The organism is Kitasatospora sp. NPDC030952 (assembly GCF_055571335.1).
The window spans coordinates 114,194-130,157 of the sequence record NZ_JBVIFM010000017.1 but is presented as its reverse complement, the minus strand read 5'-3'; the positions used below and the strand labels follow the sequence as shown (position 1 = coordinate 130,157).

The following is a 15,964-nucleotide window of genomic DNA, read 5'->3' as shown; positions in this document are numbered from 1 at the left end:
AGGGGGAACGGACACATGGTGTCCTTCAAGGAACTGCACGAAGCCGACTTCTCCGGGGTCTCCGACGCCGCCGAGGCATGGGCCGGGGTCGCCAAGGCCCTCACCGCCCTGGACGGCCGGGTCAGCAAGGACCTCACCAGCACCGCGCAACGGGCCGGCTGGAAGGGCGACGCCGCCGACAGCGCCACCAAGGCGCTGCAGGGCATCGACGACGACTTCAAGAAGGGCTCGGCCGTCGCCACCGCCCTCGCCGCGATCATGAAAACCGCCGCCGAGGACTTCACCGCCGCCCGCCGCGACCTGGACACGGCCCTCCACGACGCGCAGGCGCAGGGACTGAGCGTCTCGGCTGACGGCACCGTGAGCTGGACCCTCCCGAAGGACGCGAGGAACGACACGGACAGCGAGGTCCTGGCACGGGACATGGCCGCCAAGTCCCAGGCAATCTCGGACCGTCTGGGCAAGGCCGTCGAAAAGGCCACCGCCGCCGACCAGCGGGCCACCCTCCACCTCCAGAGCGACATCGGCACCAGCAACGCCGTCTTCAACCCCACCCCCGGCGGCACCGGCCCGGTCACCGACGCCAAGCGGGCGCAGGACCTGATCTCCAAGGCCTACGACCTCTCCGATGACGAACTCCAGCAGTTGCAGGCACTGCTGGCCGCCAACGCGGAGAACAAGGAGTTCGCGACCACACTGCTCACCGGCCTCCAGTGCAATGGGCAAACCGGCCCAGAAGCCTTCCTCGACTACAGCAAGATCCTCGGCGACCTCGCGCAAGGCCACCACAACGCCAAGGGCTACCAAGACGTCTACGGCAACATGGCCGTAGTGCTCGCCACCGGCACCCGCGACAACGGGATGGGCAAGGAATGGGAGGACGGGCTCTTCCGGGCCGCCCGCGGTCCGGGCGGACCGAACGGCACGTACCTGGCGCTCACCACGCTGATGGAGACGAAGGGGACCTTCGACAAGGCCTTCGTGCGCAGGGTCGGCACCGACCTGCTCGACTACGAGGCCAACAACAAGCTCAAGGGCATGGACCTGTGGGGCCCTGCCTTCTACGAGGACCCCAGGAAGGGCGACCCGCTGGCCCCGCTCCTGCGGATGATGAAGGGCGATCGGGAGACGACCCAGACGTTCCTTGACCCCAGCCAGAACAAGAACCTGGTCCACCTCCTCAAGGACCGCGGCTGGCTCGACGAGGGCCAGGAGCGCAAGCTTCCCGCAGACGTCCTGTGTGACACGTCCCACAAGCTGTTCGCGGACATGCTGGAGGACGCCACCACCAGCCACGGCCCCGACCGGAACCAGCACCCGGCACCACACGACCCGGTCAGCCAACGGATCATGGACGAAACGCTCAAGACCCTCGGGGGCACCACGCCCGACGACCGAACCTCGGTGGCGACAGTCCTGCGCCGACCGGTGGCCAGGATGCTCGCCGACTACTCGCCGGATGTGTTCGGAATTCTGGGCAACGATCTGCAAGGCCCATCGCAGCCGAACGGACTGACTGCGAAGCCGGAGCAACTCCTCCGCGTGGTCCGCGGTGCCCTGGAGGATCCGGACACGTTCCAGATCATCCACAAGTCGCAGACCGAGGAGATCGCCCGCCGCCTCGACACCTACGGGCCCGAGGACTTCAAGCCCGATGCCACGGGCCGCCCGAACCACACCCTGTCCGCCTTCTCGCAGCAGTCTGCCAAGGTCCTCGGCGGACTCGACGCCGCGTTCGTCAACGCGGCCACCGACCACGCGGATGCCAAGAATTCGGCCATCGACTGGCAGCAGCGGATGCTCTACCACGCGATCGGCACGCCCGTGAACCTGGCCCCGGACTTTCTGATGCCCGGGGTCTCGAAGGTGCTGCCACTGGGAGACGCGGCGCAGCGCCTCGTCGACATCGGGACCGCCTCGTGGGCCGAGCAGGCCAAGGCGCCGATCAGCAGCGCCACCGCGGCCAGCGTGAGCGACCGCTACTCGGCGGGGCGCGCCGAGCTGGATGCGATGATCGTTGGCAAGGCTAGCCAGTACGGCATCGCTCCGGCGGACGCCGGTCACGCCGGCACCGTGACGAACCATCTGCTCCTTGAGGCGGGGCCCTTCTACAACACCGGGATCGACAACGCGTACCACGCCGCATTCGGCAAGGGGTGAGAGCGATGGACATTGAACCTGACGAATGCTCTGGCACTCCCGCCGCGTCCGCCGAGCGCGATGGCTCCAAGCACACCTGGCGGAGGCGGTCGGTGCTCGTGACACTGGCGCTCTCCCTGCTCCTGGCCGGGGCGGCCGGGTTCGCGGTGCACCGGCAGACGAATCTCGGCGGACCTGACACCGTTTGCGACGGGGCGGCCACGGCGGACCAGGTGCACGACGCGGTAGGGCCCGGACGAATCAGCGAGTACAGAAACGGATCCTACGACCGGACCGGGGTCTCCACCGGCAACGACTGCTTCGCCACCGTCAGTTCCGGCCTCTTCAAGACGAAGGAGCGGGAGGTGCGCTTCACCCTCAGGCCCAACCGTGACGGCCCGACCGAGTTCGCCGCGGGGGACGCCCGACTGTTCTCCGGAGGTTCGGCCGGATCGGTGACCTCCCGCGTGGCGTGGGCCCTGCTCCCCGAGGGGTGCCCGAAGGGCCTGCTCGCCGAGGTGCGCACCGACGTCGCGGGGCACGACGAGGCCAGGGCGAGGCTGGCCGTCGCGTTCGCGAACGGAGCTGCCAAAAACCACTCCTGCGCGGACCGCACACTTCCTGCGCCAACGAGCCTCTCCGTAAGGGGCCCCGAGACGGATCCGGACTGGAACAACCTCTGCGGCCTTCCGGGGTTCGCACCAGCGAGGGACCCTAACGTCCAGTGGACGTACCGGCAGCAGGTCACCACCGCGTCCGACCCGGTCTGGACCTGCGCAATCAGCAGGCCGGGCACGAGCAGTCTGCCTCAGATCCTCGCGATCACCACCGACCCGCGGCCCATCGCTGTGCCCCCGCAACCCGACAACGAGCCGCTCGGGCGGGCCCGATGGGTCGCCCGCGGGACACTCGTTGCCACCTGCCAGGGCCGGGACGTCTACTTCACCATCGACGGCGGTTTCGAGGGAGCTCTCCGCGGCGGCCTCGGAGACTATCTGTTCTCCGACCAGAACGACCTGGTGCGGCAGTTCCTCACCGCCGGGGGCAAGGCGATCGGGTGTGAGCCGATCCTGTAGGAAATAACCGGGCGGGTGTCGGCGTAATGGTCTATCGTGCCATCGGACCATTACGCACGACACGGGGGAGCCGCCATGACCGCCACCGACCTGCCCGCCGACCTTTCCGCCTCCGAGCTGCCCACCGACGTCTCCGCCGACCTTTCCGCCTCCGGCCGGACGATCGTCGCCGTCTCCGAGCGGCTGGTGCTGAGCCGGCCGCAGGAGGGGGACGCGGAGGCGATGTTCGCGATCCACGGGGATCCGGAGACCAACCGGTACAACCCGGACGGGCCGCAGCGGGACATCGCGGCGGCGCGGGAGCAGTTGGCCGGGTTCGTGGCGGACTGGCCGCGGGACGGGGTGGGGTACTGCATGGTGGCGACCCGGGAGGAGCCGGGGGTGGTCATCGGGGTGGCCGGGCTGTTCCTGCACTCGCTGGACGGGGAGCCGGTGTTCAACCTGTACTACCGGTTCCGGCCGTCGGCGTGGGGCAAGGGGTACGCGGCGGAGGCGTGCCGGGCGGCGATGGCGGAGGCGCTGCCGCGGTTCCCCGGGATTCCGGTGACGGCGCTGATCAGGGCGGACAACCTGCCGTCGCGCCGGCTGGCCGGGCGGCTCGGGCTGGTGCCGGACCCGGACGGGCGGGTGGACCACGAGGACCGGCTGATCCACCGGATGGCCTGAGGTACGGGAGGATCCCCCGCCGGGGGGAGCAGGATCGCCCCCGGGGCGGAGGCCGCGGGCCGGGGTGCGGCGGCAGCGTAGGGGCATGAGGATCAACGAGGGAGCGGTACGGACCGGGGCCGCCTGGATCGCGGTGTCGGCGACGGTGCCATACCTGGCACTCAAAGCGCTGTGGCTGACCGGGCATCCGGTCGGGTCGGGCGATCCCGGCGAGATGGACCGGCTGTGGCTGCTGAACCTGCTGACCGTCGGGATGGACGCCATCGCCGTGGCCCTGACGCTGGCCTTCGTCCGGCCGTGGGGGCGGCGGCTGCCGGCCGGGCTGGTGACGTTCCCGATGTGGGTGGCGACCGGGCTGCTCGGCACCATCCTGGTCGCGCTGCCGCTGTACCTGCTGAGCGCCGTCGTGCTGGGGCCGGAGCGGAGCACGGGCCAGGGGGACGACAACGGGCTCAGCAGCTGGGTCTTCGCCGTGGTGTACGGCGGGTTCGCCGTACAGGGCCTGGCGCTGATCACCGCCTTCGTGCTGTACGCCCGGCGGCGCTGGGCCACACTGCTGCGGGCGCGGATCGGCGACCTGCCGCACTCCCCCACCCTGGCCGTCCAGCGGAGTCTCGGCTGCGTCGCGGCGCTGCTCGGCGTCGGCGTCGCGGCGGCCCGGGCGTACTGGGCGGCGGGCGGGGCGGCCGGAGTGCCGATCGCGATGGCGGAGGAGCAATCCCGGGGTGTGGCGGTGATGAACACGGTGACCGCGGCCATGGCGGTGGCCGCACCGGCGGCGTTGCTGATCCTGGTGTTCCGGATGCGGCCGCAGCGGCGGCTTCGCGGGCCACTGCTGGTGGCGTGGACGGCGACCGGTTCGCTGTTCGGCTGGGGCAGCTGGCAGTTGGTCGCCTTCGGCGCGACCACGACCGAGGTGTCCACGACCGGGGTGACCGACCTGCGGATGGCGGTGCCCGGGCTGATGCCCCTGGTAGAGGCCGCCCAAGTGGTGACCGGAGTACTGATCCTGGCCGCGGGCGCGGTGGCGCTGACGGAACGCGGCGCCCGGGAGGCCACCGCTGACGTAGAGTCGCCCGGATGAGCACGGGGGGCGGCCGGATCCGGCGGGTAGGCGAGGCGTTGGTCGGGCGGCGGGCCCGGCTGCGCTGGGTGCACCTGGTGCTGGGCGGCGCCCTGCTGATGCCGTACTACCTGTTGTCGGTGGTGGGGCTCGGGGCGCTCAACCCGAACCAGGGGCACGTGCGCCAAGCACTGCTGCAACTCCTCGCGTTGTTCACCTCGCTGCCGATGGCCGCGATCACCGCGCTGGTGCCGACGGTGCGGGGGCTGGAGGGCGCCGCCGCCCGGGCACTGTGCGCGGTGGCCCGGCCGGAGGAGCTGGCCACCGGGCCGTCCCGGTCCTGGGCGGCCCGCCGGCGCACCTCGCTGTTCTTCGTGCTGCACCTGTTCTCCGGCGGGGTGGTCGCCGGGATGACGCTGGCCGGGGTGCCGTTCGCGGTGGTGCTGCTGTTCGGTCTCATCGGGCCCGGGGACCTGGCCGGCTACTGGACGGATCGTTTCCCCGCCTGGATGTTCACCGGCCCCGCGCTGGGCCTGGCCGTCCTGCTGCTGGTCATCGGGAGCAGTGCCGCCTGTGGTGCGCTGCTGGCCCGCTGGGCGCCCAAGCTGCTCGGCCCGACCCCGGAGGAGCGGCTGACCGCCGCCGAACGCCGGGCCACCGTACTGGCCCAGCGCAACCGGCTGGCCCGCGAGTTGCACGACTCGGTCGGGCACGCGCTCAGCGCGGTCGGCATCCAGGCCTCGGCGGCCGCCCGGGTGCTGCGCACCGACCCGGACTTCGCCGCCGAGGCGCTGCGGGCGATCGAGGAGACCGCGCGCGGGGCGGTCGCCGAACTGGACACCGTGCTCGGGCTGTTGCGCGAGGAGGAGGACGGCGGTGCCGCTCCGGCCGGGCCCACGCTGGCCGGGCTGGACGACCTGCTGCGCCAACTCGCCCGCACCGGCGTGACGGTGGACGCCGAGCTGGCGCCCGGCCTGGGCGCGCTGCCCGCCGAGGTCTCCCGGGAGGCGTACCGGATCGTGCAGGAGGGCCTGACCAATGTGCTGCGGCACGCCGGGCCGGCCCCGGCCGGACTGCGGGTCGGCCTGGACGCGGACCGACTGGAGATCGAACTGACCAATCCGCTGGGCCCGTCCCGCCCGAGCCGCCCCGGCGGCGGGCGCGGGCTGCGCGGGATCGGGGAACGGGCGGCGGCCCTGCGCGGCGGGAGCGCGGTGGGGCCGAGCGAGGACGGGACGACGTGGCGGCTGGCCGTCTGGCTGCCGGCGGGAGGGACTGCGGGATGAGCGGCGGGAACGGCACGGGCGCCGAGAGCGGGATGAGCGGCGAGGACGGAACGGCCGGCGGGAACGGGATGAGCGACGAGGACGGAACGGCCGGCGGGAACGGGATGAGCGACGAGGACGGAACGGCCGGCGGGAACGGGGTGGCCGGCGGGACCGGGGTGGCCGGCATCCGGGTGGTGATCGCGGACGACGAGCGGCTGGTCCGGATGGGCCTGCGGGTGGTGATCGACGCCGAGCCGGACCTCTTCGTGGTCGGCGAGGCCGCCGACGGCGCCGAGGTCGTCCCGCTGGTGCGCGAACTGCGCCCGGACGTGGTGCTGATGGACGTCCGGATGCCCGGCATCGACGGGATCCGGGCCACCGAGCAGTTGGTCGGCGGGATGGCCGAGCCGCCGAGGATCCTGGTGGTCACCACCTTCGAGCACGACGACCACGTGTACGACGCGCTGCGCGCGGGCGCCGCCGGGTTCCTGCTGAAGCGGGCGCGGGCGGAGGAGATGGTCCAGGCGGTGCGGCTGGTCGCGCGCGGGGACTCGCTGCTGTTCCCGGCGGCGGTGCGCGACCTCGCGCTGCGGCACGGCGCGGACGGCCGGCGGGGGGCCGCCGCCGACCGGGGGCCGATCGGTCGGCTGACCGAACGGGAGGGGCAGGTGCTGCGATTGATGGCCACCGGGCTCAACAACGGGGAGATCGCCCGGCAGTTGGTGGTCAGCCAGGAGACGGTGAAGACCCATGTCGGCAGCGTGCTGGCCAAGTTGGGGGCCCGGGACCGCACCCAGGCGGTGATCGCGGCGTACGAGTCGGGGTTCGTGCTGCCGGGGTGACCCGGAGGATTTCTGCGCGAAGTTCGTACACGAGTTCCATCCGGCCGGGGCCAGGAAGTAGAGTGCGATCTTCCCCTCCCGACGTCCGATACCTCCCGTATCGCCTGGAACGAACTGGTGGCCGTATGACCGTCCGGACCCGCCCCGCGCTGTGGTGGCGCATGGGCATCGTGCTCTCGGCGGGCCTCGGCCTGTCCCTCGGGACCGCCTCGCTGGTGTACTTCACCGTGCAGAGCAACGTCATCGTGCTCGGCTACTTCATCGGCGCCGTGTACTGGATGGTCAAGCGCGACACCGTGGACGCCCCCGCACCCCGGCTGCGCGGGGCGGCGACGCTGTACATCCTGATCACCGGCCTGGTCTCGCACGTCCTGCTCCAGCACGGCGCCAGCCCACTGCCCGGACTGGTCAGCGGGCCGGACCGGCTGGCGCACTGGTCCTCCTTCTTCCTGCACTACGTCACGCCGGTGATGGTGCTGATCGACTGGCTGGTGCTGAAGCCGCGCAACGCGGCGGCCTGGAAGGACATACCGCTCTGGCTGGCCTTCCCGCTCGGCTACGCGGCGATCGTGCTCGCCCGCAACGCGCTGTTCGGCGACTTCCCGACGCCCTACCCGTACTTCTTCTTCGACCCGACCACCAAGGGCTACGGCTACGTCTGGGGCCAGATCGCCCAGCTGACGGTCGAGTTCATCGTGCTCGGCCTCGCCGTCGTCGGCCTGGACCGGCTGGGCACCCGAGTCGCCGGGAAGCTCGCCCGCGCCTGACGGCTCGACTCCCGGCCGGATCCACTCGGCCGGCCGCGCACCAGGACGGGTCGGCGTCGCGGCCGAGCTGGGCGGTGGTGACCCGGTGCCGGGCCAAGGCCGCTCACCGGGCCGCTCCCCCCGCGCCTCACGCGGCGGGCGAGTCCTCCGGGAACGCGGCGTCGAACTCCGCCCGGTGGTCCTTCCAGAGCGCCACGGCGTGGTCCACGAAGACCCGCCGCTGCTGCTCCCGCACGCTGAGGTCGTGGACGTACGCCTTGACGCTCTTGCCGTCCGCCGCGGCGGCCTCGCGGATCGCGGCGAGTTCGTGCTCCGTGTACTCGATGTTGAGCGCAGGCATGTCGCCGATGGTACTGCAGCGCACGGCAGTTGGACCCGGTGCGACGGATTTCCACCCGCCGTCAAACGGTTTGCCGTCCATCCCTCCAGAGGCTGTTCGGGCGGGCGGACGAGTGGACCCACAGGAGGGTACGGCGGCGGCGCGTCGGATGACGCCCGGGCGGGGCCCGGGGTTCTAACGTCGGCGCCACGGCGGCGGAGGGGTTCCGCAGGGGGAGGCCGGGATTCGGCGGAGGCCGGAGATGACGCACAGGGGTATCGGAAGGGCGGCGGCCGCCGCGGTCGTGACGGCGGCGCTGGCGACGACGGTCGCCGTGGTGACGCCGGGAGCGGCCTCGGCGGACGGGGTGACGCCGGGAGCGGCCTCGGCGGACGGAGCGGCCGGGGCGCCGGAACAGAGCCAAGGCCAAGGGCAGAAGCGCGATCCGCTGCAGGGGGTCTGGCGGATGGACGGCTACGGCACGGTGGTCTCCGTCGTCGGGGGCCGGCTGACCACCTACGACGTGACCGCGCACAGCTGCGTGCCCGGCTGGATCACCGCGACGCAGGCCGGCCCCGCCGGGTCGGACGGCACCGTCCGCTACGTCATGGGCAACGACGCGGTGTCCCTCACCCCGAAGGGCCGGAACCGGGCCGTCGAGCGCGAGGAGGGCGGGGTCGGCACCAAGGAGTTGAACCGGGTCCCGGCGCTGCCGCCGCTGTGCACCACCCCGACGCCGAACGACCCGCTCGCGGTCTTCGACCGGTTCTGGGAGGACTTCGAGGAGAACTACCCCTTCTTCGCGGCCAAGGGGATCGACTGGCACGCCGTCCGGGACGAGCAGCGGCGGCGGATCACCCCGGCGACGACCACCGAGCAGTTGCAGGAGGTCTTCGTCGACATGCTCCGGCCTCTCGGCGACGCCCACACCGGACTGGCGCGGATCGTCGACGGTCAGCCGACACCGGTGTTCGGCGGGCGGCGGCCCGGCTCGACGGTGCGCACCAAAGAGCTGACCACCCGGGCCGGACAGGCCGTCGCGGCCCAGCTCACCGGCCCGGAGCAGCTCTTCGCCGGTGGCAAGCTCGGTGTGGGCCGGCTCCCCGACGGCGTCGGCTACCTGCGGGTGGGCAGCTTCGACGGCTACACCGACGGCGACTACGGCAGCCAGGTCGCCGAGCTGGACAAGGCCCTCGACGCCCTGCTCGCCGCCCCGGACCGGCTCAGCGGCCTGGTGCTCGACGTCCGGCTGAACGGCGGCGGCTCGGACGCGCTCGGGCTGCACATCGCCGCCCGGCTCACCGACCGCCCGTACCTCGCCTACCGGAAGGTCGCGCGCGACGACCCGGCCGACCCGACGAAGTTCACCCGGCCCGTGCCCGTCCCCGTGCTGCCCTCGGACGGCGAGCACTTCACCGGGCCGGTGGCCCTGCTCACCTCCTCGATCTCGGCCAGCGCCGCGGAGACCTTCGCCCAGGCGCTGATGGGACGGTCCCCGCGGGTGACCCGGATCGGCGAGAACACCCAAGGCGTCTTCTCGGACGTCCTGATCAAGCCGCTCTCGCCGGACTTCGCGGTGGTGCTGCCGAACGAGGAGTACCTCACCCGGGACGGCAGCACCTTCGACGGCCCGGGCATCGCGCCGGACCTCCGGACCCCGGTGTACAGCCCCGAGGAGCTGGCCGCGCTCAAGGACTCCGCCCTGAGCACGGCCCGCCGGGTGCTCGCCGAGGACGCGGGAGGCGACCGACGGCAGTAGGGCGTGTCTGACAATTCCCGCCGGGCGCGCGACGCGAATTGTCAGACACGCCCTAACCGCTACATCGGATCCACCGCCCTCAGTTCGCCGTCCAGCTCCAGCCACCTGGTCAGGCCCAGGCCGCGCAGGAACGGCAGGTCGTGGCTGACCACGACCAGCGCGCCCTGGTAGGCGGCCAGCGCCTGGGTGAGCTGACGGACGCTGGCGAGGTCCAGGTTGTTGGTCGGCTCGTCGAGCAGCAGCAGCTGCGGCGGCGGGTCGGCCAGCAGCAGGGCGGCCAGCGTCGCCCGGAACCGCTCGCCGCCGGAGAGGGTGCCGGCCGGCTGGTCGGCCCGGCCGCCGCGGAACAGGAAGCGGGCCAGCCGGGCGCGGACGGCGTTGTCCCCGGCGCCGGGGGCGAACAGCTTGACGTTCTCCGCGACCGTCAGCCCGTCGTCCAGCAGGTCCAGCCGCTGCGGCAGGTGGCGCAGCGGCACCTGGGTGGTGACCATGCCCTCCAGCGGGGCGAGTTCGCCCGCCATGGTGCGCAGCAGCGTGGTCTTGCCGGAGCCGTTGCGCCCGACCAGGGCGATCCGCTCGGGGCCGCGCAGGTCGAGGTCGACGGTGCCGCCGGTGGGCAGCCCGACCTTCTGCAGGGTGAGCACGGTGCGCCCGGCCGGCACGGCGGTGCGCGGCAGGTCGATCCGGATCTCGGCGTCGTCGCGCACCGCCTCCTCGGCGGCGGTGAGCCGCGCCTTGGCCTCCTCCAGGCGTTCGGTGTGCATGCCGGTGAGCCGGCCCGCCGTCTCCTGGCCCTTGCGTTTGAGCATCCCGGCGAAGATGTGCGGGTCGTTGCGGGTGACCGAGCGCTTCTTGCCGTAACTGGCGCTGCGGTCCAGCCTGGTGCGGGCGTCGACCAAGTCCCGTTTCTGGCGCTGGACGTCGGCCTCGGCGTTGCGCAGCAGCCGCTCGGCCGTCTCCTGCTGGGCCGCGAGGGTGCGCTCGTACTCGGCGAAGTTGCCGCCGTACCAGGTGACTCCGCCGTCCCGCAGGTCGGCGATCTGGTCGACGTGCTGGAGCAGCTCGCGGTCGTGGCTGACGATCACCATGACGCCCTGCCAGCCGGCCACCGTCTCGTAGAGCCGCTCGCGGGCGGCCCGGTCGAGGTTGTTGGTGGGCTCGTCCAGCAGCAGCACGTCGGGGCGGCGCAGCAGCAGGGCGGCCAGCCGCAACAACACCGCCTCGCCGCCGGAGAGTTCGCCGGTGGTGCGGTCGAGGTCGAGGTTGCGCAGGCCGAGCCGGTCGAGGGTGGCGCGGGCGCGCTCCTCGACGTCCCAGTCGTCGCCGACGGCGTCGAAGTGCCGCTGGTCGGTGTCGCCGGACTCGATGGCGTGCAGGGCCTCGCGGGCGGCCCGGATGCCGAGCGCCTCGTCGACCCGCAGGCCGGTGTCGAGCGTGAGCCCCTGCGGGAGGTAGCCGAGTTCGCCCGCGACCCGGACGGTGCCGCCGGTGGGGGTGAGTTCGCCGGCGATCAGCCGCAGCAGGGTGGACTTGCCGGCGCCGTTCAGGCCGATCAGTCCGGTGCGGCCGGGGCCGACGGCGAGGTGGAAGCCGTCCAGGACGGGCTTGCCGTCGGGCCACTCGAACGCGAGGTCGGTGCAGAGGACGGCGGTGGTGGGTTGTGCCATGCAAGGCCTCCCGGGTGGTTGCTGAAGGGGTGACGAGCAACACGGGGAGACACCGCGGGTGCGGAACCGGTACGGCCGAACGACAGGAGGGCGGCGCAACGAGGCGCCACGGGGCCGTGACTGAGGTCGCACACTCGCACACCACGCGGCAGCAGGGCCTGCGTGGCGGGGGCGGTGTCCCGGGACCTCAGTAGAGCAACGGCCTTCTCCTTGTCTGGCGGATGACGCGAACCACGCTAGGAGCCCCGGCGGAGGCTCGCAACCGATTTTCGAGGGCCGCACGGAGCCCGGAGAGGAGGCCGCACGGAGACCGGAGGAGGAGCCCGGACGGAGCCCGGACGGAGGCCCGGTGCCGATCCCGTGCCGATCCGGTGACGGCCTCGTACCGGCCGGGGCCGGGTGTAAGGAGTTCCTTATCCGCATGGCAGACTCCTCACCTGCCATACCTGCGGCCCCGGGGCCGCACCCGAGGAGAACGGGCCGTATGGCGGTAGTCAACAGGGGGATTTGAACTCATGTCACCGATATCCCGGCCGAGCCGTGCCGTCCTGGGCGCTTCCGTCGCCGCGCTGACCATGGTGGTCGCCACCGGTTGCGGGCCGGACAACAGTGACCCGGCCGGTGCCCAGACCGCCGCGCCGTCGGTCGCGGCCAGCGCCTCCGGGAAGCCGGGCGCGGCTCCGATCAAGCTGCCGACGGTCGAAGAGCTGAAGACCTGGAAGCTCGAGGACTGGGACAAGTGGGCCCAGGCCAATGTGATCACCCCGGCGGTCAAGGGCTACTGGACCCTGCAGAAGCTGCTGAACGCCAAGCCGAAGCCGCTGCCGCAGGCGCCGACCCAGAGCCCCTCGCAGGCGCCGGCCCAGCCGACCGCCCAGCCGACCGGCGCGGCCCCGGCCCAGCCCACCGGCGCGCAGCCGCCGACCGGCCCGGACCAGCTGCCCTCGGTGGTCGCGGCGAAGCCGGTGGCGCACCCGTTCCCGAAGAACATGCACGTCAACGGCAAGATCTTCTTCAAGGACGGCAACGACGACTACGTGTGCTCCGGCACCGTGGTCTCCGACCCGGCCAACCCCGGCAAGAGCAACCTGGTGTGGACCGCGAGCCACTGCCTGCACGGCGGCAAGGGCAACAAGTACTACACCGACATCACCTTCGCCCCGGCCTTCAACAGCAACGGCGTGCTGAGCAACGGCAACAAGCAGAAGTCCAAGCTGGACGACGCCGAGCCGTACGGCGAGTGGGGCGCGACTGCCGGCATGGTCTCCCCGCAGTGGACCCAGGAGGCCGACCCGGAGCACGGCGGCCCGTGGAGCCAGTACGACTTCGGCATCATCAAGGTCGCCAACCCGGACCCGAACGGCAAGTCGCTGGAGGAGACCGTCGGCGGCTCGGTGCCGCTGTGGTTCAACGCCCCGCGCGACCAGCTCGCCTCCGTCGCCAACTACGGCTTCCCGGAGGGCAAGCCCTTCGACGGCGTCGAGCTGGAGCACTGCGACGGCGGCAAGCCGGCCGCCAAGCCCGGTGACCCGAGCCGCCCGGCGATGCTGATGATCGGCTGCAACATGACCGGCGGCAGCAGCGGCGGCGGCTGGTACACCACCAAGGACGGCAAGCCGGCCCTGGTCAGCGACACCTCCGTCGGCAACGGCGCCAACACCTACGAGGCCGGCCCCTACCTGGAGGACGTCGCGGCGCACATGTTCGACTACTTCTCCAAGAAGGCCAAGTGATCGACGGGTAGCACCCGTCCAGGGGCCGCGACCGCCGAGTGGGCGCGGTCGCGGCCCCTGGCTCTTCCGGCTCACGGCCCCCGACTCTTCCGACTCGGGCCCCGACTCTTCCGGCTCACAGCCCCCGGCTTTTCCGGCTCGGGCCCCCGTCCTCCTACAATCGGCCCCATCATGAGCGCCACACTCGTAGTCAAGGACCTCAGCGCCGGCCACGGCGAACGCACCCTCTTCTCCGGCCTGGACCTGGTCGTCGCCCCCGGCGACGTGGTCGGCCTGGTCGGCGTGAACGGCGCCGGCAAGTCGACCCTGCTGCGGCTGCTGGCCGGCCTGGACACCCCCGAGGGCGGCTCGCTGCGGCTCAGCCCGGCCAGCGCCAACGTCGGCCACCTGCCGCAGGAGCCGGAGCGGCGCGAGGGTGAGTCGGTGCGCGACTTCCTGGCCCGGCGCACCGGCGTGGCGGCCGCCCAGGCCGAGCTGGACGAGGCCACCGAGGGCCTGGTCGAGGGCCGGCCGGGCGCCGACGACGCGTACGCGGCGAGCTTGGACCGCTGGCTGGACCTCGGCGGCGCCGACCTGGAGGAGCGGGCCGAGGAGGTGGCCGACTCGCTCGGCCTGAAGGTCTCCCTCGACCTGCCGATGACGGCGCTCTCCGGCGGCCAGGCCGCCCGGGCCGGCCTGGCCTCGCTGCTGCTCTCCCGCTACGACGTGTTCCTGCTGGACGAGCCCACCAACGACCTCGACCTGGACGGCCTGGACCGGCTGGAATCCTTCGTCAAGGGCCTGCGCGCCGGCACCGTGCTGATCAGCCACGACCGCGAGTTCCTGGCCCGCACCGTCACCAAGGTGCTGGAGCTGGACCTGCACCAGCAGCAGGTCAACCTGTACGGCGGCGGCTACGAGGCGTACCTGGAGGAGCGGGCGGTGGCCCGCCGGCACGCCCGCGAGGAGTACGAGGAGTACGCGGACACCAAGTCCTCGCTGGAGGCCCGGGCGCAGATGCAGCGCAACTGGATGGAGCACGGCGTCCGCAACGCCCGCCGCAAGAGCGGCGACAACGACAAGAACGCCAAGGCGAAGCGCACCGAGTCCACCGAGAAGCAGGCCTCCAAGGCCCGGCAGACCCAGCGGATGATCGAGCGGCTGGACGTGGTCGAGGAGCCGCGCAAGGAGTGGGAGCTGCGGATGGAGATCGCCACCGCGCCGCGCTCCGGCTCGGTGGTCGCCACCCTGCGCGCGGCCGTCGCCAAGCGCGGGGACTTCGCCTTCGGCCCGGTGGACCTGCAGATCGACTGGGCCGACCGGGTCGCCATCACCGGCGCCAACGGCGCGGGCAAGTCCACCCTGCTGGCCGCGCTGCTCGGCCGGCTCGAACTCGACTCCGGCAACGCCGCGTTGGGCTCGGGCGTGGTGGTCGGCGAGGTGGACCAGGCGCGTGGGCTCTTCCTCGGCGGGGAGCCGCTGTCGGACGCCTTCGCGGCCGCCGTACCGGAGCTCACCGAGGAGGAGGTGCGCACCCTGCTGGCCAAGTTCGGCCTCAAGGCGGTGCACGTGCGGCGCCCGGCGGGCACCCTCTCCCCCGGCGAGCGCACCCGGGCCGCGCTGGCGCTGCTCCAGGCGCGCGGGGTCAACCTGCTGGTGCTGGACGAGCCCACCAACCACCTGGACCTGCCCGCGATCGAGCAGCTGGAGTCGGCGCTCGGCTCGTACACCGGCACCCTGCTGCTGGTCACCCACGACCGGCGGATGCTGGACACGGTGACGGTGAACCGGCGGATCGAGGTCCGGGACGGCCGGGTGCACGAGCTGTAGCCCCCACGCCGACGCCCCGCGCTGTAGCCCGCCGCTCGCGATGGTCGGCTCGGCCGCTTCGGAATTGGTCTCTACCTCTTCCCGGAGCGGCCGTCATGTGCTGTGCTGTCGGCCATGGTTGACATGGTTGACAGCGCAGTGGCGGGGACGCCCCACCCGACCGTCCCGCTCACCCCGATGACGGTGCCGGCCCACCAGGCCGAGGCCCGCGGCAAGGCCTTCCACGACGTGATGGCGCAGCGCCGGACCGTCCGCGACTACTCCACCGAGCCGATCCCGGACGGGGTGATCGAGTGGGCCGTACGCACCGCGAGCACCGCGCCCAGCGGCGCCCACGTCCAGCCCTGGCGGTTCGTGGTGATCACCGACCCGGAGCGCAAGCGGCTCCTGCGCGAGGCGGCCGAGGCGGAGGAGCGCGAGTTCTACGGGCACCGGGCGTCCGAGGAGTGGCTGGCGGCGCTGGCGCCGATCGGCACCGACTGGCGGAAGCCGTTCCTGGAGGACGCGCCGGCCGTGATCGTGGTCTTCGAGGTGCACAAGGGCCCCAACTCGCCGCGCCCGTACTACACCAAGGAGTCGGTGGGGATCGCGGTCGGGCTGCTGCTGGCCTCGCTGCACCAGTCCGGGCTGGCGACGCTGACCCACACGCCGAGCCCGATGCGCTTCCTCAACGAGGTGTGCGACCGCCCGGCGGAGGAGCGCGCCGCCTATGTGATCCCGGTCGGCTACCCGGCCGAGGGGGCGCGCGTGCCGGACTTGCGGCGCAAGGAGCTCGACGAGGTGATGATCAGGCTCTGACGCGCCGGGCGCACCGGGCACGGCGTGCCCGCGGCCCGGGACCGACGCGCCGGGCGCA

The 15,964-nt window shown here is 72.4% G+C and carries 13 protein-coding genes; 11 read left to right on the top strand and 2 right to left on the bottom strand.

The window, feature by feature from the left end:
* Nucleotides 1–15: 15 nt before the first annotated feature.
* The 7 genes from ACZ47G_RS27060 to ACZ47G_RS27030 all read left to right on the top strand — a co-directional run bounded on the left by ACZ47G_RS27060 (nt 16) and on the right by ACZ47G_RS27030 (nt 7,821).
* Nucleotides 16–2,160, top strand: coding sequence for a hypothetical protein (locus ACZ47G_RS27060; protein WP_465746900.1), 2,145 nt, complete (start codon nt 16–18; stop codon nt 2,158–2,160).
* Between the two features lie 92 nt (nt 2,161–2,252).
* Complete coding sequence (locus ACZ47G_RS27055; protein WP_465746898.1) at nt 2,253–3,215, top strand: hypothetical protein; 963 nt, start codon at nt 2,253–2,255, stop codon at nt 3,213–3,215.
* Between the two features lie 75 nt (nt 3,216–3,290).
* Nucleotides 3,291–3,881 carry a GNAT family N-acetyltransferase gene (locus ACZ47G_RS27050; protein ID WP_465746896.1) on the top strand — a complete coding sequence of 197 codons (591 nt, stop codon included), beginning with the start codon at nt 3,291–3,293 and terminating at the stop codon, nt 3,879–3,881.
* A gap of 85 nt (nt 3,882–3,966) precedes the next feature.
* Nucleotides 3,967–4,965 carry a hypothetical protein gene (locus ACZ47G_RS27045; protein ID WP_465746894.1) on the top strand — a complete coding sequence of 333 codons (999 nt, stop codon included), beginning with the start codon at nt 3,967–3,969 and terminating at the stop codon, nt 4,963–4,965.
* The gene (locus ACZ47G_RS27040) at nt 4,962–6,230 is read left to right on the top strand and encodes a sensor histidine kinase (RefSeq protein WP_465746892.1); all 1,269 of its coding nucleotides are present in this window, start codon (nt 4,962–4,964) and stop codon (nt 6,228–6,230) included. The genes ACZ47G_RS27045 and ACZ47G_RS27040 overlap by 4 nt, the downstream gene beginning before the upstream one ends.
* Nucleotides 6,231–6,334: 104 nt before the next feature.
* A complete protein-coding gene (locus ACZ47G_RS27035; protein ID WP_465747040.1) occupies nt 6,335–7,054 on the top strand; it encodes a response regulator in 720 nt (239 codons plus the stop codon).
* Nucleotides 7,055–7,179: 125 nt separating this feature from the next.
* Complete coding sequence (locus ACZ47G_RS27030) at nt 7,180–7,821, top strand: Pr6Pr family membrane protein (protein WP_465746890.1); 642 nt, start codon at nt 7,180–7,182, stop codon at nt 7,819–7,821.
* A gap of 127 nt (nt 7,822–7,948) precedes the next feature.
* Here ACZ47G_RS27030 and ACZ47G_RS27025 read toward each other — a convergent pair whose 3' ends face one another.
* Nucleotides 7,949–8,161: a hypothetical protein gene (locus tag ACZ47G_RS27025; protein WP_465746888.1), complete on the bottom strand. Its 213-nt coding sequence runs from the start codon at nt 8,159–8,161 to the stop codon at nt 7,949–7,951.
* Between the two features lie 241 nt (nt 8,162–8,402).
* On the opposite strand from ACZ47G_RS27025, the gene ACZ47G_RS27020 reads away from it, so the two are divergent.
* Complete coding sequence (locus ACZ47G_RS27020) at nt 8,403–9,899, top strand: S41 family peptidase (protein ID WP_465746886.1); 1,497 nt, start codon at nt 8,403–8,405, stop codon at nt 9,897–9,899.
* Between the two features lie 59 nt (nt 9,900–9,958).
* Here the strand turns inward: ACZ47G_RS27020 and ACZ47G_RS27015 are convergent, their stop codons facing one another.
* Nucleotides 9,959–11,566 (bottom strand): ABC-F family ATP-binding cassette domain-containing protein, encoded by a 1,608-nt coding sequence (locus ACZ47G_RS27015; protein WP_465746884.1) that lies wholly within the window; start codon nt 11,564–11,566, stop codon nt 9,959–9,961.
* A gap of 515 nt (nt 11,567–12,081) precedes the next feature.
* Here ACZ47G_RS27015 and ACZ47G_RS27010 point away from each other — a divergent pair.
* The 3 genes from ACZ47G_RS27010 to ACZ47G_RS27000 all read left to right on the top strand — a co-directional run bounded on the left by ACZ47G_RS27010 (nt 12,082) and on the right by ACZ47G_RS27000 (nt 15,906).
* Nucleotides 12,082–13,299: a trypsin-like serine peptidase gene (locus ACZ47G_RS27010; protein ID WP_465746882.1), complete on the top strand. Its 1,218-nt coding sequence runs from the start codon at nt 12,082–12,084 to the stop codon at nt 13,297–13,299.
* Nucleotides 13,300–13,470: 171 nt separating this feature from the next.
* Entirely contained in the window at nt 13,471–15,108 is a 1,638-nt protein-coding gene (locus ACZ47G_RS27005; protein WP_465746880.1) for an ABC-F family ATP-binding cassette domain-containing protein, read from the top strand.
* A 123-nt stretch (nt 15,109–15,231) separates the two neighbouring features.
* Nucleotides 15,232–15,906 (top strand): nitroreductase family protein, encoded by a 675-nt coding sequence (locus ACZ47G_RS27000; RefSeq protein ID WP_465746878.1) that lies wholly within the window; start codon nt 15,232–15,234, stop codon nt 15,904–15,906.
* The last annotated feature ends 58 nt before the right edge of the window (nt 15,907–15,964 follow it).